Raw genomic sequence first — 25,389 nt, 5'->3', positions numbered from 1 at the left:
ACCGCCTGCCGGATCGCGACCCGGTCACCACTTGCCGGGCGCGTAGTCCTTCAGGAAGACGCCGTACAGGTCCTCACCCTGCTCGCCGCGCACAATCGGATCGTATACCCGGGCAGCGCCGTCCACGAGATCAAGCGGGGCGTGGAAGCCGGCGTCCGCCAGCCGCACCTTGTCCGGGTGCGGGCGCTCGTCGGTGATCCAGCCGGTGTCGACCGCGGTCATCAGGATGCGGTCCTTGTCGAACATCTCCTGGGCGCTGGTGCGGGTGAGCATGTTGAGGGCGGCCTTGGCCATGTTGGTGTGCGGGTGTCCCGCGCCCTTGTACCCGCGGCTGAAGACGCCCTCCATGGCCGACACGTTCACGACGTACGTGCGCCGGGCCGACGAGGCCGCCATCGCCGGGCGCAGACGGCTGATGAGGATGAACGGGGCCGTGGAGTTGGCGAGCTGCACCTCCAGCAGCTCGATCGGCGTGACCTCCTCGACGGTCTGCACCCAGCTGTTGGTGTCGTGGAGATCGGGCACGAGTCCGCCCGCGTCGATGGCCGTGCCGGCCGCGATCCGCTCCAGGGAGGCCGAACCGGAGACCAGTGCCAGGTCGGTGACGTCCTGGGCGGTCAGGGCGCCGCCGCCGGCCACGGGCAGCGCGGTCACGGCGCCGGAGCCGAAGGCGCCGATGACCTGGGCCGCCGGCAGTTCACCCGCGGGCAGCGGGGCCGACTCGGCGGCGACCAGCTCGCTGTACGCCTGCGGGGAACGGCGCACGGTCTGGGCGGCGTTGTTGATCAGGATGTCGAGGGGGCCCTCGGCGGCCACCGAGTCGGCGAGCGCCACCACCTGGGCCGGGTCACGCAGATCGATCCCGACGATCTTCAGCCGGTGGATCCACTCGTCGCTGTCGGGCTGGGCCTTGAAGCGGCGGATCGCGTCGCTCGGGAAGCGGGTGGTGATGGTGGTGTGGGCACCGTCCCGCAGCAGCCGCAGGGCGATGTACATGCCGATCTTGGCGCGGCCGCCGGTGAGCAGCGCCCGCTTGCCCGTGAGGTCGGCCCGGGCGTCGCGGCGGGCCCGGTTCTCGGCGGCGCAGTCCGGGCAGAGCTGGTGGTAGAAGTAGTCGACCTCGACATAGCGGCTCTTGCAGGTGTAGCAGGAGCGCGGGCGCTGGAGTATCCCCGCGATCTGGCCGGCCTCGGTGACCGAGGAGGGCAGGATGCCCTCGGTCTCGTCGTCGATGCGCTGTGCGGAGCCGGTCGCCGTCGCCTCGGTGACCGCCTTGTCATGGGCGGTCTTGGCCGCCCGGCGCTCCTGGCGGCGGCGCTGCTTGACCGTGCGGTAGATGTGCGAGGTGGCCCGGCGCACCTTGACCGCGTCGGGGTGGTCGACGTCGAGGTCGTCGAGCTCCTCCAGGACGCTGAGGCAGACGGCCAGGCGCTCCGGGTCGATGCCGGGTCCGTACGGCAGCTCGTCCATGGCCGCCGGGCCACCGCCCGCCAGGCCGTCCTCTGTCACCGTCATCGCGCTGCCGTTCCTCACTCACCCGCGCAGCGCTCCGAACCGCGCTCGCCTTCGATCGCGGAATTTTACGGAGCGCCGGGCCGGGTCACCAAACCCGCCCTGATCACGACGACGGGTGGTGACCGGCCGACAGCGCACGGCAGGGACGGCCTGGCGGATTGTCCTCTTCCGGCATGCGAAGGCCGACTGGCCGCAGGTGGCCGACCATGAGCGGCCCCTCGCAGACCGGGGCCGCAAGGACGCGGCCGTCGCCGGCCGCAAGCTGGCCGACACCGGCATCCCCCTCGACCTGGCCCTCTGCGTACCAAGAGCTCCGGACAAAACGGGAGTCCCATTCTGTCCGGAGCTCCAAGGCCCGCTCAGGTGCCGCAGGCCTCCAGCAGTGTCTCCACCTCCTCCGCCACCGCACGGGCCAGCAGCTCCAGGTCCGGGACCGCCCGGCCGTCGGCGACGAGCCCGTAGTGGACACGCCCCCGGTACGTCGAGACCGCCACCGCCAGGGACTGGCCGCTGGCCAGCGGGGCGAGCGGATAGATCTCGGTGAGCGGGTCGCCGCCGAGCTTCAGACCGAGGCTGGGCAGCGGCACGCTGGTGACCAGGATGTCGAACCAGAGCCGTGCGGCCTGGCTGACCAGCGGTCCGCCCAGCCGGTGGCCCAGCGCGGGCACATGGTCCGCGAGCAGGGCGACGGCTCCCGCGCCGCGGTTGGGCCCGGCGTCCTTGTTGCGGTCCATGGCCGTGCGCACCGTCCGCAGCCGCTCCAGCGGGTCCGGGTCGGCGACCGGGAGCCGTATCAGATAACCGGAGAGCCGGTTGCCCTGAGGCTGGGCGGTGCGTGGACGCCGGTTGGAGACCGGGATCAGGGCGCGGGGCTCGACGCCCTCGCTGCCGTCGCCGCGCTCGTCGAGCCAGCGGCGCAGGGCGCCGGCCACGACCGCGATGAGCACGTCGTTGACCGTGCCGCCCGCCGACTTGCGCACCCGGTGCACATCGTCGAGGTCGAGGACGACCCCGGCGGTACGGCGGGTGCCGCTGGGCTGCGAGACCAGCGCGGAGGAGGACCGCATGCCGAGGGTGGACCGGGCGACGGAGGCCCCGATGTCGAGGGCCCGGCCCACGTCGGCGAGGGTGCCGCGCAGCAGACCGGGGAGTTTGCGCACGTCGGGGAGGAGGCCGCGGGCGGGCTCCGGGCGACGCGGGCGGGGCGCCGGCAGGTCCGTCGGGTCCATGATGGCCGCGGCGAGCGTCAGGGCACGCAGTCCGTCGGCGAGCGCGTGGTGGAACTTGAACAGGACGGCGAAGCTGGTGCCGGACTCCCCCGGCAGCACATGCGCCTCCCACGGTGGCCGGCCCCGCTCCAGCGGGCGCTCCATGAGCCGGCCCGCGGCGGCGTGGAAGTCGGTGGTGGGCGCGTGCAGCCGCACATGGTCGAGCGGGTCGAAGTCGGGAGCCGGTTCGCGGGTCGCGCCGCCGAGGGCGAGCGGGAAGCGCACGTCGGAGAGGTGGCGCGGCAGACGCACCTCCGGCAGCCAGACGTCGCGGATCCTCATGCGCAGCCCGGGCACCGCGGCGGAGCGCGCCGCGAGGAGGTCGGCGGCGTGGGCGCCCGCGGTGGGCGAGTGGCAGGAGAAGACGCCGAGGGCGCCCAGGTGCATCGGGTGACGGGCGGACTCGATGTTCCAGAAGGCCAGGTCGAGTGGTGCGAGCAGGTCGGAAGTCAATGGCTTGCCTCGCGTCGACGATGGATGAAGCAAGAAGTCAACCTCCGATAGATGATTACGGTCAAGTACGATCAGGCTACATACAGTTAACGTCGCATTAAGTCCCGCCTCTCCGGTGAGGGCGGGACTCAGGGGGTGGCGTACGAGGTCACTTCAGCGACGGCGGCGCGGCGTCCGGCGCCGTGCCCCACCCGGACGGGCGCGCGCCGACCGTGAACGCCAGCGTGCCCAGACGGCGCACCATGGCGTTGGTGACGTACGTCCGGTCGTAGCCGACCCCATCGAGGCTGACCCCCTGCACATAGCGGTCCCGCTCCGAGGTGCCCGGCGCGGTGATGGTCAGCCCGCCGCGTGGGTAGTACGCCGGGTCCAGGAGCAGGTCGACGCGGTCGAAGACGGGGGTGCTCAGGCCCCAGGTGCCGTGGCCGGGCTGGACCGGGAAGAGGCCGATCGACGAGAACACGTTCCAGGCGGACATCGTGCCGAGGTCGTCGTTGCCGGTCATGCCCGTCGGCCCGTCCGTGAACAGGGTCAGCGCCGCGTGCACCACGTCCGTCGTCTTCCAGGGCTGGCCGGTCGAGAGATACGTGTAGGGGGCGATGAGGTCCGGCTCGTTCTGCGGGTTGTACTTGTCCGCGTTGTAGTACGCGTACGGCCCGTTCACCCAGACCTTCCGCGCGGTCCCCGCCGGGTCCTTCAGCAGCCGGTCGTAGGCGAAGAAGGCGTCGAGGCGGTCGTTGGCCGCCTTCTCGCCGCCGAGGAGGCCGATCAGGCCGCGCAGGTCCTGCGGCACGAGCCACTGGTACTGCCAGGCGGTGCCCTCGTGGAAGCCCTCGCCGCGGGCCGGGTCGGCCTGCCCGGTGAAGGTGCCGGAGGTGCCCCGGGCGCGGAAGAAGCCGGTCGAGGCGTCGAAGAGGTTGCGGTAGTCGCGGGACCGGGCCGCGTAGCGTGCCGCGTCCGCGGGGTGGCCGAGGTCGCGCGCCATCTGGGCGAGCATCGCGTCGGACAGCGCGTACTCCAGCGTCACGGAGGCGCCGTGGTGGTAGTCGGAGTCGCCCGGCTTGGCATACGGGCGGCCCTTGACGTAGGGCGCGAATCCGTGCGCGATGTACTCGCGGTTCGCCTCCCGGCCCACGTACATGGTGTCGGCGGGCGGCACGCCGTCGGCGTTCTTCCTCAGCGCCCGGTAGGCCCGCGCCTCGTAGCCCTTGAGCAGCCCCTGCTGATAGGCGTTGGTGAGGAACGGGGTGACCGGGTCACCGCTCATGATGTTCGTCTCGACCGTGGCGTAGCCCCACTTGGGCAGCCAGCCACCCTCCTCGTCGACCTTGAGCACGGAGATCGCCATGTCCCGCGCCTCGTGCGGCGCGAGCAGGCCGAGCAGCTGGATCTGGGTGCGGTAGGTGTCCCACAGCGACCAGTTCTGGTAGTACGTGAACCCCGTCGCCCGGTGGATCTTCTGGTCCCAGCCGGTGTAGCGGCCGTCGGCGTCGCTGCCGACGTTCGGGGCCAGGAAGGACCGGTACAGGGACGAGTAGAACGTGGTGCGCAGGGTGTCGCCGCCGCCCTGGACCCGGACGGCGTCCAGGCGGCTCTCCCAGGCCTGGCGGGCGTCCTCCCTGATGTCGTCGAACGAACGTCCTTGCGCGGTAGCGAGGTTGACGGCGGCACCGTGCGCGTCGACGTACGACAGAGCCGTGGTGGCCTCGACGGTGCGGTCCGCCCTCGTGTCGAAGGTGACGTACGCGCCGTTGCGCCCCGGGCCCGAGGACTTCGTCGCGCCCGACGTGATCGAGTCCTGGTACCACGTTCCGTGGACGGTGAACGGCCGGTTGAAGCGGGTGACCGTGTAGAGCGTGTACGGGCGGGTGGAACGGCAGAAGCCACTGCCCGTGATCTGGGTGCGCACTGTGCGGTCGTCGAGGATCTCGACCTTGGACGAAACGTTCTTGTGCAGCGCCTGGCCGGCGTTGAGGAGCACATTGGCCTTGCCGGTGGCCGGGAACGTGTACCGCTGCACCCCGGTGCGTGCGGTCGCCGTCAGCTCGGCCTCCACACCGCTGTCCAGCCGGACCCGGTAGTACCCGGGGCTCGCCTGCTCGTCGGCGTGCCGGAACGTCGCGGCGTACTTGGCGTAGTCCGTCTCGGTCACGTCGCCCGTCGTCGGCAGCACGGGCAGGTCCCCTCCGATGGCGCAGCCGACACCGGAGAGGTGCACCAGGGAGAAGCCGCGGATCCGGTGCTGGGTGTAGTCGTAGCCGGTGTTGTGGCCCGTGTCCGGCGAGAGCTGGACCATGCCGAAGGGAACGGCGGCGCCCGGGAAGGTGTTGCCCTCGTTCTGTGCGCCGATGAAGGGGTTGACCAGGTCGGTGAGCCTGCCGCTGTTCGACTCGGCGGCATCGCCCGCCGACGGCGAGAACAGCGCCGAGACCACCGCCGCGCCCACGGCCAACACCCGCAGGCACCGGGTCCATCTCATCTCGGAACACCTCCGGAGGATCGACATCGTTGGTGCACATGGTGGTGGCGCGATGTCGGATTCCGGAGCAATGAGCGGATTTGACCTGCGGCGCGTCGCGGATCGGTGACCTCTCACGCGCCCCCGGCGGTGCCGGGGGCGGCGCCCTTCACAGCACGCGTTGTCCCTTGCCCAGGGCGATCACCCCGGCCTTGGAGACCGTGTACAGCTCCGCGTCCCGGTCCGGGTTGACGCCGATCGTCGCGCCCGGCGGGACCTCCACGTTCTTGTCCAGGACCGCTCCGCGTACGATGGCGCCCCGCCCGACGTGCACGTTGTCGTGGAGGACCGACCCCTGGACGACGGCGCCCGGGTCCACCACGACGCCCGGCGAGAGCACCGAACGCGTCACCTGCCCCCGGATCAGGCAGCCGGCGCTGATGATGGACTCGCCGGCGATCCCGCCCGCGTTGAAGCGCGCCGGTGACAGCTGGCCGGAGTGGGTGTAGATGGGCCAGCTGCGGTTGTAGAGGTTGAAGGCGGGACGCTCGGCGATCAGATCCATGTGCGCCTCGTAGTAGGCGTCCAGCGTGCCGACGTCCCGCCAGTAGCCCCGGTCGCGGTTGGTCTCGCCGGGCACGTGGTTGACGCTGAAGTCGTACAGCCCGGCCTCGCCCCGGTCGGTGAGCGCGGGAAGGATCGAACCACCCATGTCGTGCACGGAGTCGGGGTCCTCGGCGTCCCGCTGGAGCGCCTCGATCAGCACCTTGGTGGTGAAGACGTAGTTGCCCATCGAGGCGAACACGCACTCGGGGTCGTCGGGCAGGCCCGGCGGGTCGGCGGGCTTCTCCAGGAATCGCTGCACGGTCTGGCCGTCGCGGCCCGGAGTGATCACCCCGAAGGAGGACGACTCGGCGCGCGGGACGCGTATCCCCGCGACGGTCACCCCCGCGCCGCTGTCGATGTGCTGGGCCAGCATCTGCCGCGGGTCCATGCGGTAGACGTGGTCGGCGCCGAACACCGCCACGTACTCGGGCCGTTCGTCGTAGATCAGGTTCAGGGACTGCAGGATCGCGTCCGCACTCCCCAGGTACCAGCGCGGCCCGAGCCGCTGCTGGGCCGGCACCGGGGTGACGTAGTTGCCGAGCAGGCTGGACATCCGCCAGGTGGTGGTGATGTGCCGGTCCAGCGAGTGCGACTTGTACTGCGTGAGCACGCAGATGCGCAGGATGTCGGCGTTGACGAGGTTGGACAGGACGAAGTCGACGAGGCGGTAGGTTCCGCCGAAGGTCACAGCCGGTTTCGCCCGGTCGGCGGTCAGCGGCATCAGCCGCTTCCCCTCGCCACCGGCCAGTACGATTCCCAGCACCGAAGGTCCACCGCGCATACCGCCGCCCCTCTACGCCCGGTTGTGACGCTCTCCGCTCAATGACTACCCCTGTGCGAGGACTTTCTCGTACAGGTGGACCGTGCGGCGGGCCACCGTGGCCCAGCCGAACTCCCGTACCGCGCGCTGCCGTCCCGCCTCACCCATGCGTTCCGCGGCCGCCGGATCGGCGAGGAGGGTGTCGAGGGCGCGTGCGAGGTGTTCCTCGAAGTCGTCGTCCACGTCCACCAGGAGACCGGTGCGGCCGTCGTCCACGACCTCCGGGATGCCGCCCGTGCGCGAGGCCACCACGGCCGTGCCGCATGCCATGGCCTCCAGATTGACGATGCCGAGCGGCTCGTACACCGACGGGCAGACGAACACGGCCGCGTGCGTCAGGAGTTGGATCACCTCCGGGCGCGGCAGCATCTTCGGGATCCAGTGGACGCCCTCGCGACTCAGGCTCAACTCCTTGTACAGATCGCGGAACTCGCGGTCCGTCTCGGGTGTGTCGGGCGCGCCCGCGCACAGCACGACCTGTGCCTCGGGGGTGATGTTCCGCACCGCGCGCAGCAGATGCGGCACACCCTTCTGGCGGGTGATGCGGCCGACGAACAGGACGTAGGGGCGGCTCGGGTCGAGGCCGAGGCGGGCGAGCACGTCCGTGCCGTCGTCCGGCCGGTAGAGCGAGGTGTCGATGCCGTTGTGCACGACGTGGACCCGCGCCGGGTCGAGGGCCGGGTAGCAGCGCAGGATGTCCTCGCGCATGGCGCCGGAGACGGCGATCACCGCGTCGGCGGCCTCCATCGCGGTGCGCTCCGCCCAGCTGGAGAGGGCGTATCCGCCGCCGAGTTGCTCGGCCTTCCACGGTCGCAGCGGCTCCAGCGAATGGGCGGTCAGCACATGCGGGATGCCGTACAGCATCTTGGCGAGATGCCCGGCGAGATTGGCGTACCAGGTGTGCGAGTGGACCAGTTCCCGGTCCTGGAGGACGGCGGCCATGGACAGGTCCACGGAGAAGGTGCGCAGTGCGTCGTTGGCGGTGTCGAGCGCGGCCCAGGACCGGTGGCGTACGACGCCGCCCGCGCCGCCCTCACCCCAGCAGTGCACGTCCAGGTCCGTCAGCGAGCGCAACTCCCGGGCGAGGAACTCGACATGGACGCCCGCCCCGCCGTAGACATCCGGCGGGTACTCCCGGGTCAGCAGTCCCACACGCACCCGGAACCCCCTGTCTCAGCGGCTGGTTCCCACATGGTCACCCAGATACGGCGGTTGGGGAAGACCACGCGTGGTCACCGGCGGCCCGGCGGTCGGCCGAAGCAGCAGTCGCCGCACAGGCCGCCACCGGGCAGCCGGTAGTACAAACAGCAGGTGCGGCGGCGCCCGGTGGCGGGGTCGATCGTGCGGGCCAGGTCGGGGTGCGTGAACAGCCCGGCGGCCAGGGTGCGGGCGCGCTCCGCCGCATCCGGGCGGCCGGCCGTCCGCGCCCAGCGGTCGATCATACGGACGCTGCTCGCGAGCGCGGCGCCCGCGTTGCCCCACAGCAGCCGGACGGAGACCCCGTGACGGCTGCTCAGTGCGGTGGCGAGCGGGACGAGATGCCTCTCCCGTACGACCGCGTCGAGCGATGCGACGGGCAGCCCCCGGACCTCGCCGAGCCACAGGTCGTCGGGGGCGCTGGCGTCCGGGTCCCAGCGCAGCAGCCGCGGATCGAGGTCCGGCACCTGCCCGTACAGGGCGGCGGCACCGAGGGCGACGGACCACAGCCGGGCCGCGAGGCCCTGGTGGGCGAGGGAGGCGGCGACCCGGTCCTCCGGCGCGCCGAGCGCGCGGGCGACCTTGCGGACGCGGAAGGCCAGTGGGTCCGCGTACGCCTCCGAGGGGGCGGCGGGCCTCGCGGGCGTGTACGCCTGTTCAAGGGTGGGCAGCCCGGTCCGGGGCGGCAGCGCGGTGTGCAGGACGAAGAAGCCGCCGAGGGGGCGCAGGGCGGCGAGTTCGGGGTCGAGGTCGAGGTCCACGAAGGCCAGTAGTACCAAGGACCCGGTCGGGCTCCCACCTGGGGGGACGCGTGCGGCGCCACCCCTCCCGGGGAGGAGGAGGTCGCGACCGTACTCCGTCGGCAGTATGACCCAATGCGTGCTCAGGGACGACGACAGGAGGATTCCCGGACGGCATCGTATGGGCAATGCATGCCGACCGTTCGTCGTTCCGGGCCCCCCGTCCCGGTCCCGCGCGAAGGAGCCGCCGATGAGCGCCCTCGCGTTGTCCGTGCTCCTCTCGCTCGTCTCCGCGGTCGCCTACGCGGGCGGGGCGATCGTGCAGGAGCGGGTCGCCGTGTCCACCCCCGGCCCGTCGTACGCGCCGCTCCGCAGGCCGGCCTGGTGGGCGGCCGTGGTGCTGAACGGCCTCGGCGGGCTGCTGCATGTGGTGGCGCTCGCCTACGGTCCGCTGAGCCTGGTTCAGCCGCTGGGCGCGCTGACCATCGTGTTCGCCCTGCCGATGGCCGCCCTGTTCGTGAGCCGCAGAGCGGGGGCGACCGCCTGGCGGGGCGCCGTCATGGCGACCGTGGGCCTCGCGGGCCTGCTGTCCCTGATCGGCACCAACGACACCCGTTCGCTGGACGACCCCCAGCGGGTGACGGCCGCGCTCGTGACGGCCGGCTGGATCGTGGCGCTGATGGTCGCGGCCCGGGCGACGCACCGGCATCCGGCGGTCCGCAGTGTGCTGCTGGCGGTGGCGTCCGGTGTCGCGTTCGGTATGTCCTCCGTGTTCACGAAGACCGTCGCGGTGGACTGGACGGGCGGCGTCGTGCTCACGGACCTGCCGAGCCTCGCCGTGATAGGCGTCCTCGCCGTCGTCGGCGTGCTGTTGTCGCAGGCCTCCTACCGGGGCGCGGGCCTCGCTGCGCCGTTGTCCACGCTGACGGTGGTCAACCCGGTGGTCGCGGCCGCGGCGGGCATCACCCTGTTCGGGGAGACCTTTCGCCATGGCACGGCGGGCACCGCCGGGGCGCTCGGCTGCGCGGTCGTCGCCGCGGGCGGTCTGGTCCTGCTGACCTCGGAGCGGATGGGCGCGGAGGAACGGGACGGGGTCCCGGCGCCGGTCGTCCGGCAGGAGTCGTCCGCAAGCCGGGAACAGGCGGTTCACGGTGAGCCGCCGCGGCCGTTCGGCCCTGTCCACGGCGGCGAGCGGTCAGATCCGTACGGCTCTGTCCACGGCGGGCCGCTCCTGCGCGTGCCGGGCCCGGCCCGGGGGCGGGGGGCGGGGCGGGACCGGGTCAGATCCTGAGGCCGCCCTCGCGGAGATAGGCGATCGGATCGATGTCACTGCCGAACTCGGGCCCCGTCCGCACCTCGAAGTGCAGATGCGGGCCCGTGCTGTTCCCGGTGGAGCCGGAGCGGCCGATCCGCTGACCGGCCACCACGCTCTGCCCGTCCCTCACGGAGATCGCCGACAGGTGGGCGTACTGCGTGTAGCGGCCGTCCGCGTGCCGGACGACCACCTGGTAGCCGAAGGAGCCGCCCCAGCCCGCGCTGACCACCTGCCCGTCCGCCACCGCCTTCACGGAGGTTCCCGTGGGCACGGGGAAGTCGACGCCGGTGTGGTAGCCCTTCGACCAGGAGGAGCCCGCCGCGTGGTAGGGCGTGCCGGTCGCGGCGTTCACCGGGGCGACCATCGTGTGGATGGTGGTGGCCGCCCGGCTGGAAGTGGCCTTTCCCGACGACGACTTGCGGGACGGGTGGCCGGAATGCTGATGAGACGGCTCGTGGACCGGCTTGTGGGGGTGGGTCGAGGGTGCGTCGGGGTGCACGGGGGCCCTGCCCCGCAGGTTCAGCCGCTGGCCGGGCAGGATCAGGTCCGGGTCCGTGCCGACGGTGGTGCGGTTGGCCTGGTACAGGCGTTGCCAACCGCCCTGCACCCGATGGGAGTCGGCGATGCCGGAGAGGGTGTCGCCGTGCACCACCGTGTACATCTCGGCGGTGCCCGCCTGCGATTGCGGTGTCGTCTGCGGCTTCACATCGCGGACGGAGCGCTTGGCGGTCTGCGTGCCGACACGCGAGGCGTCGCGGTCGCCGCCGGTGGCGGTCCCGCCGCTCGTATGACGGGAGGCATGGTCGGCGGTGAGTCCGGCGCGCACGGAGCAGACCGGCCAGGCGCCGGGGCCCTGGCCCGCCAGCACCTTCTCGGCCACGGCGATCTGCTGGTCCCGGGTGGCGAGATCCGCCCGTCCGGCGTAGGCCGTGCCCCCGTAGGCCTCCCACGTGGACTGGGTGAACTGAAGTCCGCCGTAGTAGCCGTTGCCGGTGTTGATGCTCCAGTCGCCGCTCGCCTCGCAGGCGGCCACCTTGCTCCAGGTGTCCACGTCGGCCGCGTGTGCCGCTCCGGCGCCGATGAGCGGGATCGCCATGCCGGCACTCCCCGCCGTGACGGTGAGCGACGCTCGGTTGATCCTCGTCGGCTGATACCGGCGGTGCCGACCGCGTGCGGCCATGGTGAGCCCCCTCGCCATGCGTCAGAAGGGCCAAAAGTATGGGCCCCGAACCGGCCGGGACAAGACGGCAATCGGCCGCTCCGAATATCAACTGGCCAAGAAACACCCTTGGTTGACGAAGCGGGCGAAAACAGCGGGGACGAAAGGCGCGGTGGGGGCCGGTGGGGAGCCGGTCCGACACGTCCGGATGTGCGGGGGCCGTACCGGCACGTCAGGATGGTCATCGGGCAATACTGGCGTGCACGACCGGCACCACCCGTCGAGGACGTATTCAAGACCGAACCGGCACCGACGATCCCAGCACCTCTAGGAGCCAACCGTTATGAACGCTTCCGCTCAGATCGGCGTCACGGGCCTCGCGGTCATGGGCCGCAACCTCGCCCGGAACTTCGCGCGCAACGGCTATACGGTCGCGCTGCACAACCGGACCCCCGCGCGGACCCGTGATCTCGTGAAGGAATTCGGACACGAGGGCAACTTCGCGCCTGCTGAGGCCCCGGAGGACTTCGTCGCGGCGCTGGAGCGCCCGCGACGCCTGATGATCATGGTGAAGGCGGGTGCGCCGACCGACGCGGTGATCGAGGAGTTCGCCCCGCTCCTGGAGCCCGGCGACATGATCATCGACGGCGGCAACGCCCATTTCGCGGACACCCGCCGCCGGGAGAAGGACCTGCGGGAGCGGGGCATCCACTTCGTGGGCACCGGCATCTCCGGCGGCGAGGAGGGCGCACTGCACGGACCGAGCATCATGCCGGGTGGTTCGGCCGAGTCGTACGCCTCTCTGGGCCCGATGCTGGAGAAGATCGCCGCGAAGGCGAAGGACGGCACTCCGTGCGTGACCCATATCGGCCCGGACGGTGCCGGCCACTTCGTGAAGATGGTCCACAACGGCATCGAGTACGCCGACATGCAGCTCATCGGTGAGGCGTACCAGCTGCTGCGCGACGTCGCGGGCTACTCGCCCGCCGAGATCGCGGAGATCTTCCGCACCTGGAACACCGGACGCCTGGACTCGTATCTGATCGAGATCACGGCGGAGGTGCTCTCCCACATCGACGAGGCGACGGGCAAGCCGTTCGTGGACGTGGTCCAGGACCAGGCGGAGCAGAAGGGCACCGGGCGCTGGACGGTCCAGATCGCGCTGGACCTCGGTGTACCGGTCTCGGGCATCGCGGAGGCGGTGTTCGCCCGCTCGCTCTCCGGCCACTCGGCGCTTCGGGAGGCGTCGCGCCATCTGGCCGGTCCCAAGCCCGCGCCGCTGAGCAAGGCGGAGGCCGGGGCCTTCGCGGACCGCGTGGAGCAGGCGCTGTACGCCTCGAAGATCGTGTCGTACACGCAGGGCTTCCACGAGATCGCGACGGGCGGCGAGGAGTACGGCTGGGACATCGACCTCGGGAAGGTCGCCTCCATCTGGCGCGCGGGCTGCATCATCCGCGCGGCCTTCCTGGACCGCATCCGGGCCGCCTACGACGCCCGTCCCGACCTGCCCAGTCTGCTGTCGGACGAGACCTTCGCCCAGGAGATCGCCGCGGCGCAGGACGACTGGCGCGAGGTCCTGATCGCGGCGACCCGCCAGGGCGTGGCGACACCCGGCTTCTCGGCGGCTCTCGCGTACTACGACGCCCTGCGCGCCGAGCGGCTGCCCGCCGCGCTCACCCAGGGGCAGCGGGACTTCTTCGGGGCGCACACATACCGGCGGACGGACCGCCCGGGCTCGTTCCACACGCTGTGGGGCGGAGACCGGTCGGAGGTCGAGGCGTAACGCTCCGTCGCCCGCGCGTGCTCTGACGCGGGCCGTCGGCTTCGATGTTCCGGACTGGCTGCCTCACTTCAGGGGCGGCCCCGGTTCGGGCCGGGGAACGGGGTCCGGACCCGGCGGTTCGGGAATCGGCGAGGGCGGCTCCGGCGTGGGACGGGGCTCCGGTTCGGGCACGGGCTCCGGCCCGGGCTGCGGACGGTCGGGGCCGGGCCCGGGGGGCGTGGGCCCGGGTCCGGGCGGGGTCGGCCCGGGTGCCGGGGGCGGCGGGGACGGGGGTGTGGGGGGCGGTCCCGGTGGCACGGGTTCGGGGCCCGGTGGCACGGGTTCGGGGCCCGGTGGCACGGGTTCGGGGCCCGGTGGCACGGGTTCGGGGGTCGGCTCCGGTCCCGGGGTCGGTCCCGGTCCGGGGGGCGGTCCCGGCTGTGCGGGATCGGGGAGCGGATGCGTCATCGTGTCCTCCGGCCAGTGGATGCGTCGGCTCTGGACTTGCCCTTCGGGTACCCGGCCGCCCCGCGCACACTCACACCATGAGCCGCCGTGCGTTTGCGTAGCGTGCGCACACATCCCGCGCACTCACGCGGTCGGCCGCCGCTGCCCGTCGGGCCGTGCGGCTGCGTGTGCCCCTGGCACCGCCAGGGCCGCGGCCGCCGCCGCGAGGCCCGGGCCGGGGCTCGCCAGGACCGGCACGGCGGTCCTCGCCAGACGGCTTGCGGGAGCCATGGACGCCTGGGCGAGGACGATGGCGTCGGCGTCCGTGACCGCCTCGGCGGCGAGCGCGACCGCGCGGACGTAGCCGCTCGTGTCCTCCGCCTCGAAGCGGTCCCAGGCGCCCTCGACGACCAGGGTGCGCACCCGCACTGCGCGGCCCCCGGCCTCGTCGCGGATCAGGGCGACCGTCGGCTCCAGCGTGCTCGCCAGCGCGGCGAGCACCACGATGCGGGTGCCCGCCGCCACCGCGGCGGCCGCCATCGGCCGGTCCACGCGCAGCACCGGCACGCCGACGTCCGTGCGCTCGGCGACCCCGCCGATGGTCGAACAGGTGCAGAGCACGGCACGGGCGCCCGATGCGACGGCCCGGCCGAGCAGTTCGCGGACCCCGTCCGCCACCGCTTCGGGCCCGTGCGCACGGGCCCGGTCCAGCAGTTCCCCGGCCACGAGGTGCGTCAACTCCAGTCCCGGGTGGGACGCGTCACGCAGGGCCTCGAAGACGGGGATGTGGACCGGCGAGGTGTGCAGCAGGGCGAGCGGGCCGGCGTACGGGGGCATCGGGAGCGGATCCGTCGGTCGGAGCGTTCAGACCGTGACGGCGTGCGGGCTGCGCTCCTGGTCCGAGTCCGGCACCGGCGCGGACGGGTCGGCGCCCAGCTCCACGATCCGGTTGTCGGCGTCCACGTGCACGACCCGCGGTCGCAGGGCCCGCGCCTCGACGTCGGTGACCTGGGCGTAGCTGATGATGATCACAAGGTCGCCGGGATGGACCAGATGGGCCGCGGCCCCGTTGATCCCGATGACACCGGAACCACGCTCGCCCTCGATGACATACGTCTCCAGACGGGCACCGTTGGTGATGTCGACGATGTGGACCTGCTCACCGGGCAACAGGTCGGCGGCGTCGAGGAGGTCGGCGTCGATGGTCACGGATCCGACGTAGTGCAGGTCGGCCTGGGTGACCGTGGCACGGTGGATCTTGGACTTGAATACGGTACGAAGCATTCAGCACTCCCGAATATCGCTCCCTGCCTGCTCGCTGCAGGTCAAGGGCTGTCCTCGTAGCCTACAACGGCGCGCTTCCCGGCAGGCGTCCGCCGACCGATTCGGCAATTGTGCTGACCGCCTGCTGAGTTCGCTGCCACCGTGCCGATACCGCCACCCCCGCCGGGGGCAACGGCGTTGCGGACCATGCCGTACGGGCTGCGGGTGCCGACCGATCATCGGCGTGGTCCGGCAGATCTTGTTGCGGAACGCCGTACTTCTCCAGGTGGACGCCTGCTTCCGCCTCGGGGACGAAGGGCTCTCAGGGGGAGTGCTGTTCGCCGACCGTCCGGACGCACGATGTGTGTCGGTCGTACGGCCGCGAAGCGAGCGGGAGGTCAGCACGCAGCGGCACTGCTGCGACGCGTGCTGACCTCTTGCCGACCGGGGCGAGCCGAAAGGGCTCTGACCTGCGCGAACTGTTTCCACACCCCATGTTCGGGTAGCTGTCCCCAGGTTTTCGAGCATCCTCGCCACTCCCGGCACTCGAGGAGCCGGCTGACCTTGCCCTGCGCCGTGCGCGGTCGCCGGACTGCCATGGGCGTCAGGCCCGGAAGTCCTCCGCCCGCTTCCCCGGTCAGCCGAGGGGATTGGTGGCGTCGCGCAGGACGGCCAGGGCCGGGGCGTACATGCGGGCCTTGATGGTTGCGAGGGTGTCACCGGCCTTGTTCACCTGCGCTTGGGCGAACTCCAGGGCTGTGGCGCGCAAGGCGTCGTCGGCGACCGCTCGGTCGATGATGCCGGCGGCCTCGGCGTCCGTTCCGCCATAGCGACGGGCGGTGAGCATAGCTGAGTGGGCGGTCTGCGGCGTCAGCCGGCTCTGGATGAGGGCGGCCATGCCGGGCGTGAAGGGGATGTTGATGTCCGCTTCGGGCAGGCACCAGTAGCCGCGGTCGGCACGCATCACACGGAAGTCGTGCGCGAGGGAGAACATCGCGCCGGCCGCGAAGGTGTGCCCCTGCAGGGCGGCCACTGTGATCACCGGCAAGGACAGCACCCGCGCGAAGAGCTCATGGACGGACACGACGTAGTCCTGGTGCTGGTCGGAGTGGGCGGACAGCCACTCGAGGTCGAGGCCGTTGGAGTAGAACTTGCCCGTTGCTGTGGTCACCATGGCCCGAGGTCCCTCGGCCTTCTCCACCTCGTCCAGGGCGGTGTTGACAGAGCTGATCCAGTCGGGGTGGAAGCGGTTCTCGCCGTCTCCGAGGTCGAGGACGAAGATGTTGTCCTGGCGGGCGAGCGTGGGCATGGCGGCTCCTTCGAGCTGGGCGGGTCAGGGACAGTGGTGGCTTACGGCTGGCGCCGGTTCTGGATGTGGGCCGGTCGCGCAGGTCGGATATCAACAGGTCGTCGATCCAGGCGGCGGTCGCCTCGATCGAGGTGGTGCTCCGTTCTGCCGGGCAGGGGATCGCCGCGCCTTCGGCTGCGGGGATGACGGCGCAGCGAGCTGCGTCTGTCGGCGTGCCACAGGTACGCGGGCGCCGGCACCTGACGGTGACGGCTTCTGGCGGCGGATCACGCACCGGAGCTGACAAGCAGGCTTCCCTCCTCGCCCCACCACTGTGGCAACCGTCACACATCATCCGCACCCTGGCCGCCGATCATCAGCCTCTGTAGCCCGATACAAAGATTCAAGGTCGTGCACCGGGCCCTGCGGCGCCAGTCTGTCCCCGGACAGGCCCGCCGACCATGGCGAACAGCACACACTTGAGACGAGAAGAATTGTCCTCATGAACAACGAGCAACGCGGTCACGTCCTCGACGACCTCACCCTCGGCGAGATTGCCGCCCAGCTGGCCACTGCCCTCGTCCGCGAGATCGCGGCTTATCGTGAGCAGAGCGCGCAGCAGTTGGAAACGGACCTGCTCACCGTTCTGCACCCCATATTCGCCATGCTGCGCGCGGGCCGCGAGGCGACGGTTAAAGAGCGGGCGGCCTTCTCCGACTTCGGCGCCCTGCGCGCCGAGATGGGCATAGCCCTGGAGTCGCTGCTGGAGGGCTTCCGGCTGACCACTCGAAGGACCTTCGACACGCTCTACGACAAGGCCCGGCGCGCCGCGACACCCGAGGTCGGACTGGAGCTCACCCGGGACTTCTGGGTCTGTTGCGACCAGATGTTCGCCGCCATGGTGCAGGGGCACCGGGAGCGTGAATTGGAGAAACTCCACGCCGCCGAGCAACATCGCACGCTCCTGCTGCGCCAGCTGCTGACCGGCGAACTGCCCGTCGAGTATTTGGCAGCCGCGGCCGACATGCTGGGCCTGGACCTGCACGCAGAGTACCGGGTCTGCCACTCCTCGGGCGGCACCGCAGCCGAGCGGGCGCTGCGCCCGCACACCGTCGCCCTGCTGGCCGAGCCGGCTCCGCAGCGGGTGATCGGGCTGGCCGTCGGTCCGTTGCCCGCTTCACTGGGGCTGCCCGTCGGGCTGAGTGAACCGAGGCCACTGAGCCGGGCGCGCGCGTCACTCGCCGAGGCGGAGCAGGCCAGCGAACTGGCCGTCGCCTTTGGCATCCGGCGCTGCGTCACCGCAGGCGAGCTCCCCCTCCACTCGGCAGTGCTGGCCCTTCCCACGGTCGGAGAACAGTTGGTCACCCGCTGCTTCGGACACCTCACCGACGAGCGCCGCACGACCGCAGTCCACACCGTGGACACCTACCTGGCCGCCGACGCCAACATCGACCAGGCCGCCGCTGCCCTGTTCATCCACCCCAACACCTTGCGCTACCGACTGCGGGCACTCACCGCCGCAACCGGTCTGGATCCCGCCCGCACCGAGGACTCGCTGACCCTGTGGTGGGCTGTGCGGTACGTGCAGGCGGTAGAACGCGCGCGCTGAAGGATGCCCGGCCCTGCCCCGTACTGCGAGCTTCGCCGCGCAACCACAGGGTCTCCGCTTTACGGAGCCCGGCCCGGGCACGGTGCACCGCGGCCTCCTTGTCCGCTCCTGCCCAGGATGCATGGCGCACACCTACCTGGAGGCTCCCTACCTGCGGTTCAGCACGGATGTCCGCACCAGGGGTTGACAGAAAGCTCCTCACGCCACAGCCTTTGGCAACGTTGTCATTCTGCTCCGTGCGAGGTGTGCAGAGCCGCTTCGGCTTGCTCCGTCGCTTTTTGATGGGACGTCAGATACATGACCGATCAATCGGATCCGTGGCGCAATCCGTCGCGCCGGTCCATAGTCGCCACGGGCTCCGCCCTGTTGGCCGGGTTCGGACTCAGCTCGTTGCTCCCCACATCGACCGCGACCGCCGCCACGGGCCGACCGACGCAACCAGCCTCGCCTCTTGAGCTCGCGCTCAACCGGCCCGTCTCGGTCTCCTCGACGGCCTACGCCCCCACGCCCGGGGCCTTCGTGGTCGACCGGCTCACCACACCCGGCGTGCGGGGCAGCGGGTGGCGGGCGGAAACCGGCGACCCGCAGTGGATCACTGTGGACCTGCAGGCCGCTTGCAAGGTCACCTGGATCCGCCTCACCTTCGAAGCCGACGCCGCAGACCCGGTTTTCACGCCACCCACCAGCGGAAACCCGGCCGATGGCACCACCGGCAAGGAAATCCTGTCGAGCTACGCGGTGGACTGCGTGGTCGAGACATCCCTTGACAAGAAGTCGTGGACGAGTGTCTACCGCACCACCGGCGGAACGGTGGACATCCAGCTTCCCCGCCCGGTGCCGGCGCGCTGGGTGCGCATGACGTCCCACAAGCGCTCCAGCCCCCTGCCCCTCGGGCTCAACGGCTTCGAGGTGTACGGCACCGCCGACGGGCACCGTCCCGCGGTGACGGGCTGGACCGACTGGGGCACCCAGCACGGCGAGGCGCCCCAGCTGACCGTTGCCGACGACGGCACCGTGCCGGTGGAGTCCGGCTGGCGGCTCACCCTGGACGACTGGGCCGGTGACGACGGTCCCGGTCTGTCGAAGACCTCCGTCGACACGAGCCGTTGGCTGCCCGCCACCGTCCCCGGCACGGTCCTGGCCTCCCTCGTGGACCAGGGCAAGCTGCCGGACCCGGTCGCCGGGCTGAACAACCTGCACGTTCCCGAGGCGCTGTCGCGGCACTCCTGGTGGTACAAGCGGGACTTCGAGCTGCCGCACGGCCTGCGCACCGGGTCCGGCCGCAGGATCTGGCTGGAGTTCGACGGCGTCAACCACAAGGCCGACATCTGGCTCAACGGTGAGCAGGTCGGTGACCTGACGTACCCGTTCGCCCGCTCCTCGTACGACGTGACCCGGCTGCTCGCCGCCGATGACGCGAACGCGCTGGCCGTCAAGATCACACCGATGCCCGTACCCGGCAGCCCCGGCGACAAGGGTCCCCTGGGCGAGTCCTGGGTGGATGCCGGTGCCGGACAGATGAACCTCAACTCGCCAACCTACCTGGCCTCCTCGGGCTGGGACTGGATGCCGGCCGTCCGCGACCGTGCGGCGGGGATCTGGAACCACGTCCGGCTCAGGTCAACCGGGCAGGTCGTCATCGGCGACCCGCGCGTGGACACCGTCCTGCCGAACCTGCCGGACGTGTCGGTCGCCGAGCTGACCGTCGTCGTCCCCGTCCGCAACGCCGACTCCACCGACCACAGGGCGACGGTCTCTGCGGCCTTCGACGGCGTCCGGGTGTCCAAGGTCGTCACCGTGCCGGCCGGCGAGAGCGTCGACGTGGTCTTCGCCCCCGACGCCTTCGGGCAGTTGCGGCTGCGCGACCCCAAGCTGTGGTGGCCGAACGGCCTCGGCGAGCCGGACCTGCACGACCTCACGCTCACCACGTCGGTCGACGGCACCGAGAGCGACCGGCGCACCACCCGCTTCGGCATCCGCCAGTTCGGCTACGAGTACGAGGTGCCGCTGCCGTTCACCGCGTCCGGCGACTCGTACACCCAGTCCGTCACCTTCGACCGGCAGCAGGCGCGGTACGTCCGCATCAAGTGCGGAACGCGGGCCACCTCCTGGGGCAGCTCGCTGTGGACCCTGGCAGTGCGGGACAGCACCCGGCCGACCACCGACCTCGCCCTGCACGCCCCCGCCGACGCCTCCAGCACGGACGGCGACGACCACAGTGCGGCCAACGCGACCGACGGCGATCCGGACACCCGCTGGTCCTCGGCGTACGAGGACGACCAGTGGATCCGCGTCGACCTGGGAACGGCGCAGCCCTTCGACCAGGTCGACGTCACCTGGGAACGGGCGTACGCCAGGACCTTCGTGGTGCAGGTCTCCGCCGACGGCGCCGAGTGGACCGACGTGAAGTCGGTGGACAACGGAGCCGTGCCGCTACCGTTCAACAACGGCAACGCCAGCCTCCAGGTCGAGGACTTCGACCAGCGGACCGCCCGCTACGTCCGTATCAACTGCGGGCTGCGCAACACCAGTTGGGGCAACTCGCTTTGGTCACTCAGTGTCATCGACCGCACCGCCCCCGGTACCGACCTCGCCCTGCACAAGACGGCGACCGCCTCGACCGAGGAGTCCGACGGCCCCGCCTCGTACGCCACCGACGGTGACGCGGGCACCCGCTGGTCGTCGCAGTACGAGGACAACCAGTGGATCCAGGTGGATCTGGGCTCCGCGCAGAAGTTTGACCGGGTGGCGATCGTCTGGGAGACGGCGTACCCGAAGACGTATGTGATCCAGGTGTCCGACGACGGTGAGCAGTGGACCGACGTCAAGTCCGTGAACAACGCGCCCGATCCGCTGAAGATCCTCGTCAACGGCGTCCGGGTGCTGGCCCGCGGCGGTAACTGGGGCTGGGACGAACTGCTGCGCCGGATGCCGCCGGAGCGGATGGACGCGGCGGTGCGGATGCACCGCGACATGAACTTCACCATGATCCGCAACTGGGTCGGCACCAGCGACCGCGAGGAGTTCTTCGCCGCCTGCGACCGACACGGCATCCTCGTCTGGAACGACTTCCCCAACGCCTGGGGCATGGACCCGCCGGACCACGACGCGTTCAACTCGACGGCGCGGGACACCGTGTTGCGCTACCGCATCCACCCCTGCGTGGTCGTCTGGTGCGGGGCCAACGAGGGCAACCCGCCGGCCGCCATCGACAAGGGGATGCGCGGAGCCGTGGAGCAGCAGGTTCCCGGCCTGCTCTACCAGAGCAACTCGGCCGGCGGGATCATCACGGGCGGTGGCCCCTACGGCTGGGTCGAGCCGGAGAAGTACTTCGACCCCGACACCTACGGCAGCAAGGACTTCGGCTTCCACACCGAGATCGGCATGCCGGTCGTCTCCACCGCGGCGAGCCTGCGCAACATGACGGGCGACGAGCCGGAGTGGCCCATCCGCGGCGCCTGGTACTACCACGATTGGAGCGAGCGCGGGAACCAGGCGCCGCAGAACTACAGGGCCGCCGTCGAGTCCCGCCTCGGCGAGGCCACGGGCCTGGACGACTTCGCCCGCAAGGCGCAGTTCGTCAACTATGAGAACTACCGGGCCATGTTCGAGGCCTGGAACGCCAACCTCTGGGACGACGCCACCGGCCTGATGCTGTGGATGTCCCACCCGGCCTGGCACAGCACCGTCTGGCAGACCTACGACTACGACTTCGACGTCAACGGTGCCTACTACGGCGCCCGTTCGGCCTGTGAGCCGCTGCATGTCCAGGCCGACCCGGTGAAGTGGCAGGTCCTCGCGGTCAACCACACCCGCGCCGATCTCAAGGACGCCACCGTCAGCGCTTGCCTCTACGACCTGTCCGGCCGGCAGCTCGGCACGAGCAGGACCGCCCGGGTGGACGTGGCACGGGCCGCCACGGCGGAGGCGTTCACCACCGACTGGACCGACGACCTGCCCGACCTGCACCTGCTGCGCCTGACCCTGGAGGACGCCCGGGGCAGGGAACTCTCCCGCAACACCTACTGGCGCCACCGCGAACCCGCCTCCATGCAGGCCCTCAACAAGGTGAAGCAGGTGGACGTGTCCGGCTCCGTCGGGCATGTGTCCCGTTCCGGAGACCGTCACGAACTGACCGCCACCGTCCGCAACCGCGGGTCGGCCGTCGCCGCGATGGTCCGGCTGTCGCTGGTGGACGAGGCCGACGGCCGGCGGGTGCTGCCGACGCTCTACAGCCACAACTACCTGTGGCTGCTGCCCCGCGAGTCGCAGACCGTCACCCTGTCCTGGCCGGCGCAGGCCCTCCCCTCACGCCGTCCGGCACTGACGGTGGAGGCCTACAACAGCCGCACCACGACGATCCGCCCCTGACAGACCGCACATTCCCGCCGAGGGCACCATCTCCCCTCGGCGGGACGCGGCGATGCCGCCAACAGGCTTCGACAACCGGTAGTCCACACAGGATGGAAACCGCATGTCACGTCTTTTCTCCGGGTGGGCACCGCGTGTCCTCACGCGCCTGGCCTGCCTCACGGTGATCGCGGCCACCGCGCTCACAGCCGGGCCGAGCGCGGCCCAGGCCGATACCGGCGCCGAGGACGTGGTCCACGCCGCCCCCGACGGGCACGGCGCCTCCGGCGACCCAGTCGTCCACGGCGTTCGACGGCTCCGCCGCACGCGCCGCGGACGGCGACACCGACGGCACGTACACCTCCGGCTCCGTCTCGCACACCGACAACGACCGGAACGCCTGGTGGCAGGTGGACCTCGGCTCCACGCAGCCGATCGCCGGCGTCAATCTCTGGGACCGCACGGACTGCTGCGCCGAACGGACCACCGACTACTGGGTGTTCGTATCCGACACACCGTTCGACCAGTCGCTGCCCCCCGAGCAGCAGGCCGCCCAGGCCGGCGTGTGGTCGAGCCACCAGCCCGGCACCGTGGGTCGCCCGACCAGGCTGCCGGTCACGGCTCCCGGCCGCTACGTGATGATCCAACTGTCCGGCACCAACTACCTGACACTCGCGGAGGTCCAGGTCTTCCGCGCCTCCTAGCCGCGCGTTGGTCAGCGCCTCCTGCACGATCCGGTACGCCGCGAGGTCCGCGCCGCACATCAGCGGTGCGGGCCGCCGGGACACGGGCAGCTCAACGGGAGTGCCCGCCGTCCCTGCCCACCCGAGGGCGCGACGGTCGTCGGTGCCGACGAGCTCGGACCGGTGATCCCCCACACCTTCCCGCCGGCGCCGGGCTGGTCGCCGGACGGCCCATCGCATCAAGTCCGAGGTCGGCTACGGCCGTGGGCCGGAGAAGACCTGGATCTACGGCGCTCTGCGGGTTCGGGCCGGCCACGAGGTCACCACGACCGCCTCTTCCCGTAACAGTGCCTGCTACCAGAAGTTTCTTCAAAGGGTCGAGGCAGCCAATCCGGCCGGCGACATCTACCTGGTCACCGACAACCTGTCCTCGCACAACAGCCTGTCCACCTGCTCCTGGCTGGAGGACCGTCCCAGAGTCCGGCACCTCTTCATCCCTGTCGGCGCCTGCTGGCTCAATCTCCAGGAAGGCCGGTGGCGCATCTTCCGCAAGGCCGCCCTCGCAGGCCGGTCCTTCGCCGGACCGCCCGAGATCGAACAAGTAACTCGCCTGGTAACGTCCCAGCTCAACGCCCGAGCCAGGCCCCTGGGTATGGGGAAGAGGTCCAGCCGTTCCGCACGGAGCCGCCGCAGGCTGCCCTCGCAGGCGGCAACGGTGCCCTTCCGGTCGGCGTGGCCGGGCAGCACCTTGCTGACGAGGAAGACCCCTCCCGGCGTCCCCAAAGGACCTTCCCGACGAGCTCCTCGGCTGCGCCGTCGCCGTACATCTCCGCCGTGTCGACGACGGTCATGCCCAGGTCCACGCCCAGCCGCAGCGCGGCGATCTCCTGTTCACGCCGAGCCCGGTCCTCGCCCAGGTACCAGGTGCCCTGCCCGAGCGCCGAGATCCCCTCACCGGAGGGGAGTGCGATCGTTCTGGCCGATTCCGCAGACATCTCGTGCCTCCCGTCTGCCGCGGATCCGTGTCATGCGCACCAGCACCGAGTGCCCAGGTCCGCGCCGCCCAGGCAACCGGTCTCGCATGCGCCGCAGGGGGGTCAGGAGGGGCGAGCGGACTGCGCCGAGAGCGCGCCGGGACCTGATGCGCGGTCGCGCAACGCGACAGCGACCGACACAACGGCGCCGCAGGAGAGGACCGCCGCGAAGCCGATCATCGCGGTCTGCACGGCGAAGTGCCGCAGGGCGATGCTGAACAGGACGGAGGGCAGGCCCATTCCGAGGTACGCGACGACGAAGAACACGGCGAGGACCCCCGCGCGTGAGGCGGGCTCGGCCACTGAAACGGCACGTTCGACGCCTCCCTTGAACAGCAGACCGGAGCCGGCTCCCGACAGGGACACGGCGACCAGGTAGAGCCAGAGCGCCGGGTGGTGGAGGGCGACGGCGCACAGGGCCAGGCCGATCGGGAAGACCACTGCCCCCACGGTCAGGACCCGGGGCAGTGGGAGGCGTCCCAGCACCAGCTGGGCGGCCGCCGCGGAACCGAACATGAGGAAGGCCGCCAGGCCGGCCACGAGGTGCGAGTCGGTGTGCAGGATGCCGTGGAGCACGCTCGCCCCGAGCGAGGAGATCAGGCCGAGGATGGCGAAGGCGAAGGCGCCCAGCGCGCCGGCCGCGCCGAACGTCCGCCGGCCGCCGGGGCGCAGGACGAACCTGCTGGGCGGTTCGGCCGCGGGCAGCTCCAGGTCCACGGTCTCCGGGGTGCACAGCACCAGCGCCAGGCACACTGCCATGGCGAGCGTGAAGATCGCCTGGGTGGTGATCAGGGGCGTGGGAAGCCACTCGGCGGCGGCCCCGGCGACCAGAGGCCCTGAGGCCAGGCCGCCGAGGTTGGCGGCGGTCGCCACGATGCCGGGCAGCACCGAACCCGTCCGTTCCGGACGGGCCTCGTGGTGAAGGTCGTGCAGGTAGGTCGTCGCGGTCGAGGCCATCAGCCCCAGTCCGACACCGTTCAGGATCCTGCCCGCGATCAGCCCCGGCAGGTCCCGCCACACGATCAGTACGACCGAGGCGACGATGCCGACCAGCAGCGCCGGGACGATGATGCGCCGCCGGCCGAGCCGGTCCGACAGGTGTCCCAGTCCGAGGAAGGCGGCCGCTGCGCCCACGACCATCGAGGCGTACGCCACCGTGACCGTGGTCGCGCCGAAGTGGTCCCGGGCCTCGTACAGCGGCCACAGCGGGGTCGGGGCGGTGCCGAAGGCCATCAGCACGGTGAAGGCCACCGCCACGAACCAGAAACCGGTCGCGTGCGGGGCACGGCGCCGGGCGGGGCGGCGGGGCGGCAGGTCGGCGGGAGCGGGCGCTGGAATCCGGTGGGCCGCGTCGCCCGAAGCGGGCGCTGGAATCCGGTGGGCCGCGTCGCCCGAAGCGGGCGCTGGAATCCGGTGGGTCGG

16 protein-coding genes and 3 pseudogenes are annotated in these 25,389 nt (G+C 71.2%); 7 read left to right on the top strand and 12 right to left on the bottom strand.

Features of this window, described 5'->3' with window-relative positions; translation table 11 throughout:
* Positions 1-24: 24 nt before the first annotated feature.
* On the bottom strand, positions 25-1,515 hold the full coding sequence (locus ACFY2Z_RS23805; RefSeq protein ID WP_390746107.1) for an SDR family NAD(P)-dependent oxidoreductase: 1,491 nt from the start codon (positions 1,513-1,515) through the stop codon (positions 25-27).
* Between the two features lie 118 nt (positions 1,516-1,633).
* Between ACFY2Z_RS23805 and ACFY2Z_RS23800 the strand changes: the two are divergent.
* Positions 1,634-1,816, top strand: a pseudogene (locus ACFY2Z_RS23800) (SixA phosphatase family protein); the annotation flags it as partial.
* Positions 1,817-1,874: 58 nt separating this feature from the next.
* Here ACFY2Z_RS23800 and ACFY2Z_RS23795 read toward each other — a convergent pair.
* The 5 genes from ACFY2Z_RS23795 to ACFY2Z_RS23775 all read right to left on the bottom strand — a co-directional run bounded on the left by ACFY2Z_RS23795 (position 1,875) and on the right by ACFY2Z_RS23775 (position 9,096).
* Entirely contained in the window at positions 1,875-3,236 is a 1,362-nt protein-coding gene (locus ACFY2Z_RS23795; protein ID WP_390746106.1) for a wax ester/triacylglycerol synthase family O-acyltransferase, read from the bottom strand.
* 148 nt (positions 3,237-3,384) lie between these two features.
* Positions 3,385-5,715 (bottom strand): GH92 family glycosyl hydrolase, encoded by a 2,331-nt coding sequence (locus ACFY2Z_RS23790; protein ID WP_390746105.1) that lies wholly within the window; start codon positions 5,713-5,715, stop codon positions 3,385-3,387.
* A gap of 148 nt (positions 5,716-5,863) precedes the next feature.
* The gene (glgC, locus tag ACFY2Z_RS23785) at positions 5,864-7,081 is read right to left on the bottom strand and encodes a glucose-1-phosphate adenylyltransferase (RefSeq protein WP_390746104.1); all 1,218 of its coding nucleotides are present in this window, start codon (positions 7,079-7,081) and stop codon (positions 5,864-5,866) included.
* A 45-nt stretch (positions 7,082-7,126) separates the two neighbouring features.
* Complete coding sequence (glgA, locus tag ACFY2Z_RS23780; RefSeq protein WP_390746103.1) at positions 7,127-8,278, bottom strand: glycogen synthase; 1,152 nt, start codon at positions 8,276-8,278, stop codon at positions 7,127-7,129.
* Between the two features lie 74 nt (positions 8,279-8,352).
* Positions 8,353-9,096: a (2Fe-2S)-binding protein gene (locus tag ACFY2Z_RS23775; protein ID WP_390746102.1), complete on the bottom strand. Its 744-nt coding sequence runs from the start codon at positions 9,094-9,096 to the stop codon at positions 8,353-8,355.
* Between the two features lie 211 nt (positions 9,097-9,307).
* Here ACFY2Z_RS23775 and ACFY2Z_RS23770 point away from each other — a divergent pair, with 211 nt between their 5' ends.
* Positions 9,308-10,348 (top strand): DMT family transporter, encoded by a 1,041-nt coding sequence (locus ACFY2Z_RS23770; RefSeq protein ID WP_390746101.1) that lies wholly within the window; start codon positions 9,308-9,310, stop codon positions 10,346-10,348.
* Here the strand turns inward: ACFY2Z_RS23770 and ACFY2Z_RS23765 are convergent.
* On the bottom strand, positions 10,338-11,552 hold the full coding sequence (locus tag ACFY2Z_RS23765; protein WP_390746100.1) for a transglycosylase family protein: 1,215 nt from the start codon (positions 11,550-11,552) through the stop codon (positions 10,338-10,340). The genes ACFY2Z_RS23770 and ACFY2Z_RS23765 overlap by 11 nt on opposite strands.
* Positions 11,553-11,874: 322 nt before the next feature.
* Here ACFY2Z_RS23765 and gndA point away from each other — a divergent pair, with 322 nt between their 5' ends.
* A complete protein-coding gene (gene gndA / locus ACFY2Z_RS23760; protein ID WP_390746099.1) occupies positions 11,875-13,314 on the top strand; it encodes an NADP-dependent phosphogluconate dehydrogenase in 1,440 nt (479 codons plus the stop codon).
* 570 nt (positions 13,315-13,884) lie between these two features.
* On the opposite strand, the gene ACFY2Z_RS23755 is transcribed toward gndA, so the two are convergent.
* The 3 genes from ACFY2Z_RS23755 to ACFY2Z_RS23745 all read right to left on the bottom strand — a co-directional run bounded on the left by ACFY2Z_RS23755 (position 13,885) and on the right by ACFY2Z_RS23745 (position 16,312).
* Complete coding sequence (locus ACFY2Z_RS23755) at positions 13,885-14,577, bottom strand: aspartate/glutamate racemase family protein (protein ID WP_390746098.1); 693 nt, start codon at positions 14,575-14,577, stop codon at positions 13,885-13,887.
* Between the two features lie 27 nt (positions 14,578-14,604).
* Complete coding sequence (panD, locus tag ACFY2Z_RS23750; protein WP_390746097.1) at positions 14,605-15,024, bottom strand: aspartate 1-decarboxylase; 420 nt, start codon at positions 15,022-15,024, stop codon at positions 14,605-14,607.
* 616 nt (positions 15,025-15,640) lie between these two features.
* Positions 15,641-16,312: an enoyl-CoA hydratase-related protein gene (locus ACFY2Z_RS23745; RefSeq protein ID WP_390746096.1), complete on the bottom strand. Its 672-nt coding sequence runs from the start codon at positions 16,310-16,312 to the stop codon at positions 15,641-15,643.
* A 481-nt stretch (positions 16,313-16,793) separates the two neighbouring features.
* On the opposite strand from ACFY2Z_RS23745, the gene ACFY2Z_RS23740 reads away from it, so the two are divergent.
* The 4 genes and pseudogenes from ACFY2Z_RS23740 to ACFY2Z_RS23725 all read left to right on the top strand — a co-directional run.
* Entirely contained in the window at positions 16,794-17,900 is a 1,107-nt protein-coding gene (locus ACFY2Z_RS23740) for a PucR family transcriptional regulator (RefSeq protein WP_390746095.1), read from the top strand.
* Between the two features lie 297 nt (positions 17,901-18,197).
* Positions 18,198-22,271 carry a discoidin domain-containing protein gene (locus ACFY2Z_RS23735; RefSeq protein ID WP_390746094.1) on the top strand — a complete coding sequence of 1,358 codons (4,074 nt, stop codon included), beginning with the start codon at positions 18,198-18,200 and terminating at the stop codon, positions 22,269-22,271.
* Between the two features lie 212 nt (positions 22,272-22,483).
* The gene (locus ACFY2Z_RS23730) at positions 22,484-22,954 is read left to right on the top strand and encodes a discoidin domain-containing protein (RefSeq protein WP_390746153.1); all 471 of its coding nucleotides are present in this window, start codon (positions 22,484-22,486) and stop codon (positions 22,952-22,954) included.
* A gap of 217 nt (positions 22,955-23,171) precedes the next feature.
* A pseudogene (locus ACFY2Z_RS23725) lies at positions 23,172-23,453 on the top strand (transposase); the annotation flags it as partial.
* A gap of 137 nt (positions 23,454-23,590) precedes the next feature.
* On the opposite strand, the pseudogene ACFY2Z_RS23720 reads toward ACFY2Z_RS23725, so the two are convergent.
* A pseudogene (locus ACFY2Z_RS23720) lies at positions 23,591-23,928 on the bottom strand (aldo/keto reductase); the annotation flags it as partial.
* Between the two features lie 102 nt (positions 23,929-24,030).
* Positions 24,031-25,218, bottom strand: coding sequence for an MFS transporter (locus tag ACFY2Z_RS23715; RefSeq protein WP_390746093.1), 1,188 nt, complete (start codon positions 25,216-25,218; stop codon positions 24,031-24,033).
* Positions 25,219-25,389: the final 171 nt, after the last annotated feature.

The organism is Streptomyces sp. NPDC001222 (assembly GCF_042896945.1).
GTDB classification, from domain to species: Bacteria; Actinomycetota; Actinomycetes; order Streptomycetales; family Streptomycetaceae; genus Streptomyces; species Streptomyces gibsoniae.
The sequence above is the reverse complement of the archived record's forward strand: the minus strand, read 5'-3'. Positions and strand labels throughout refer to the sequence as shown.

What these genes read in the sequence shown, in the direction of transcription:
- ACFY2Z_RS23805 (WP_390746107.1), bottom strand. Translation starts at nt 1,515, where the DNA reads ATGACGGTGACAGAGGACGGCCTGGCGGGCGGTGGCCCGGCGGCCATG.
- ACFY2Z_RS23790 (WP_390746105.1), bottom strand. Translation starts at nt 5,715, where the DNA reads ATGAGATGGACCCGGTGCCTGCGGGTGTTGGCCGTGGGCGCGGCGGTG.
- glgC (WP_390746104.1), bottom strand. Translation starts at nt 7,081, where the DNA reads ATGCGCGGTGGACCTTCGGTGCTGGGAATCGTACTGGCCGGTGGCGAG.
- ACFY2Z_RS23770 (WP_390746101.1), top strand. Translation starts at nt 9,308, where the DNA reads ATGAGCGCCCTCGCGTTGTCCGTGCTCCTCTCGCTCGTCTCCGCGGTC.
- ACFY2Z_RS23765 (WP_390746100.1), bottom strand. Translation starts at nt 11,552, where the DNA reads ATGGCCGCACGCGGTCGGCACCGCCGGTATCAGCCGACGAGGATCAAC.
- gndA (WP_390746099.1), top strand. Translation starts at nt 11,875, where the DNA reads ATGAACGCTTCCGCTCAGATCGGCGTCACGGGCCTCGCGGTCATGGGC.
- ACFY2Z_RS23755 (WP_390746098.1), bottom strand. Translation starts at nt 14,577, where the DNA reads ATGCCCCCGTACGCCGGCCCGCTCGCCCTGCTGCACACCTCGCCGGTC.
- panD (WP_390746097.1), bottom strand. Translation starts at nt 15,024, where the DNA reads ATGCTTCGTACCGTATTCAAGTCCAAGATCCACCGTGCCACGGTCACC.
- ACFY2Z_RS23745 (WP_390746096.1), bottom strand. Translation starts at nt 16,312, where the DNA reads ATGCCCACGCTCGCCCGCCAGGACAACATCTTCGTCCTCGACCTCGGA.
- ACFY2Z_RS23740 (WP_390746095.1), top strand. Translation starts at nt 16,794, where the DNA reads ATGAACAACGAGCAACGCGGTCACGTCCTCGACGACCTCACCCTCGGC.
- ACFY2Z_RS23735 (WP_390746094.1), top strand. Translation starts at nt 18,198, where the DNA reads ATGACCGATCAATCGGATCCGTGGCGCAATCCGTCGCGCCGGTCCATA.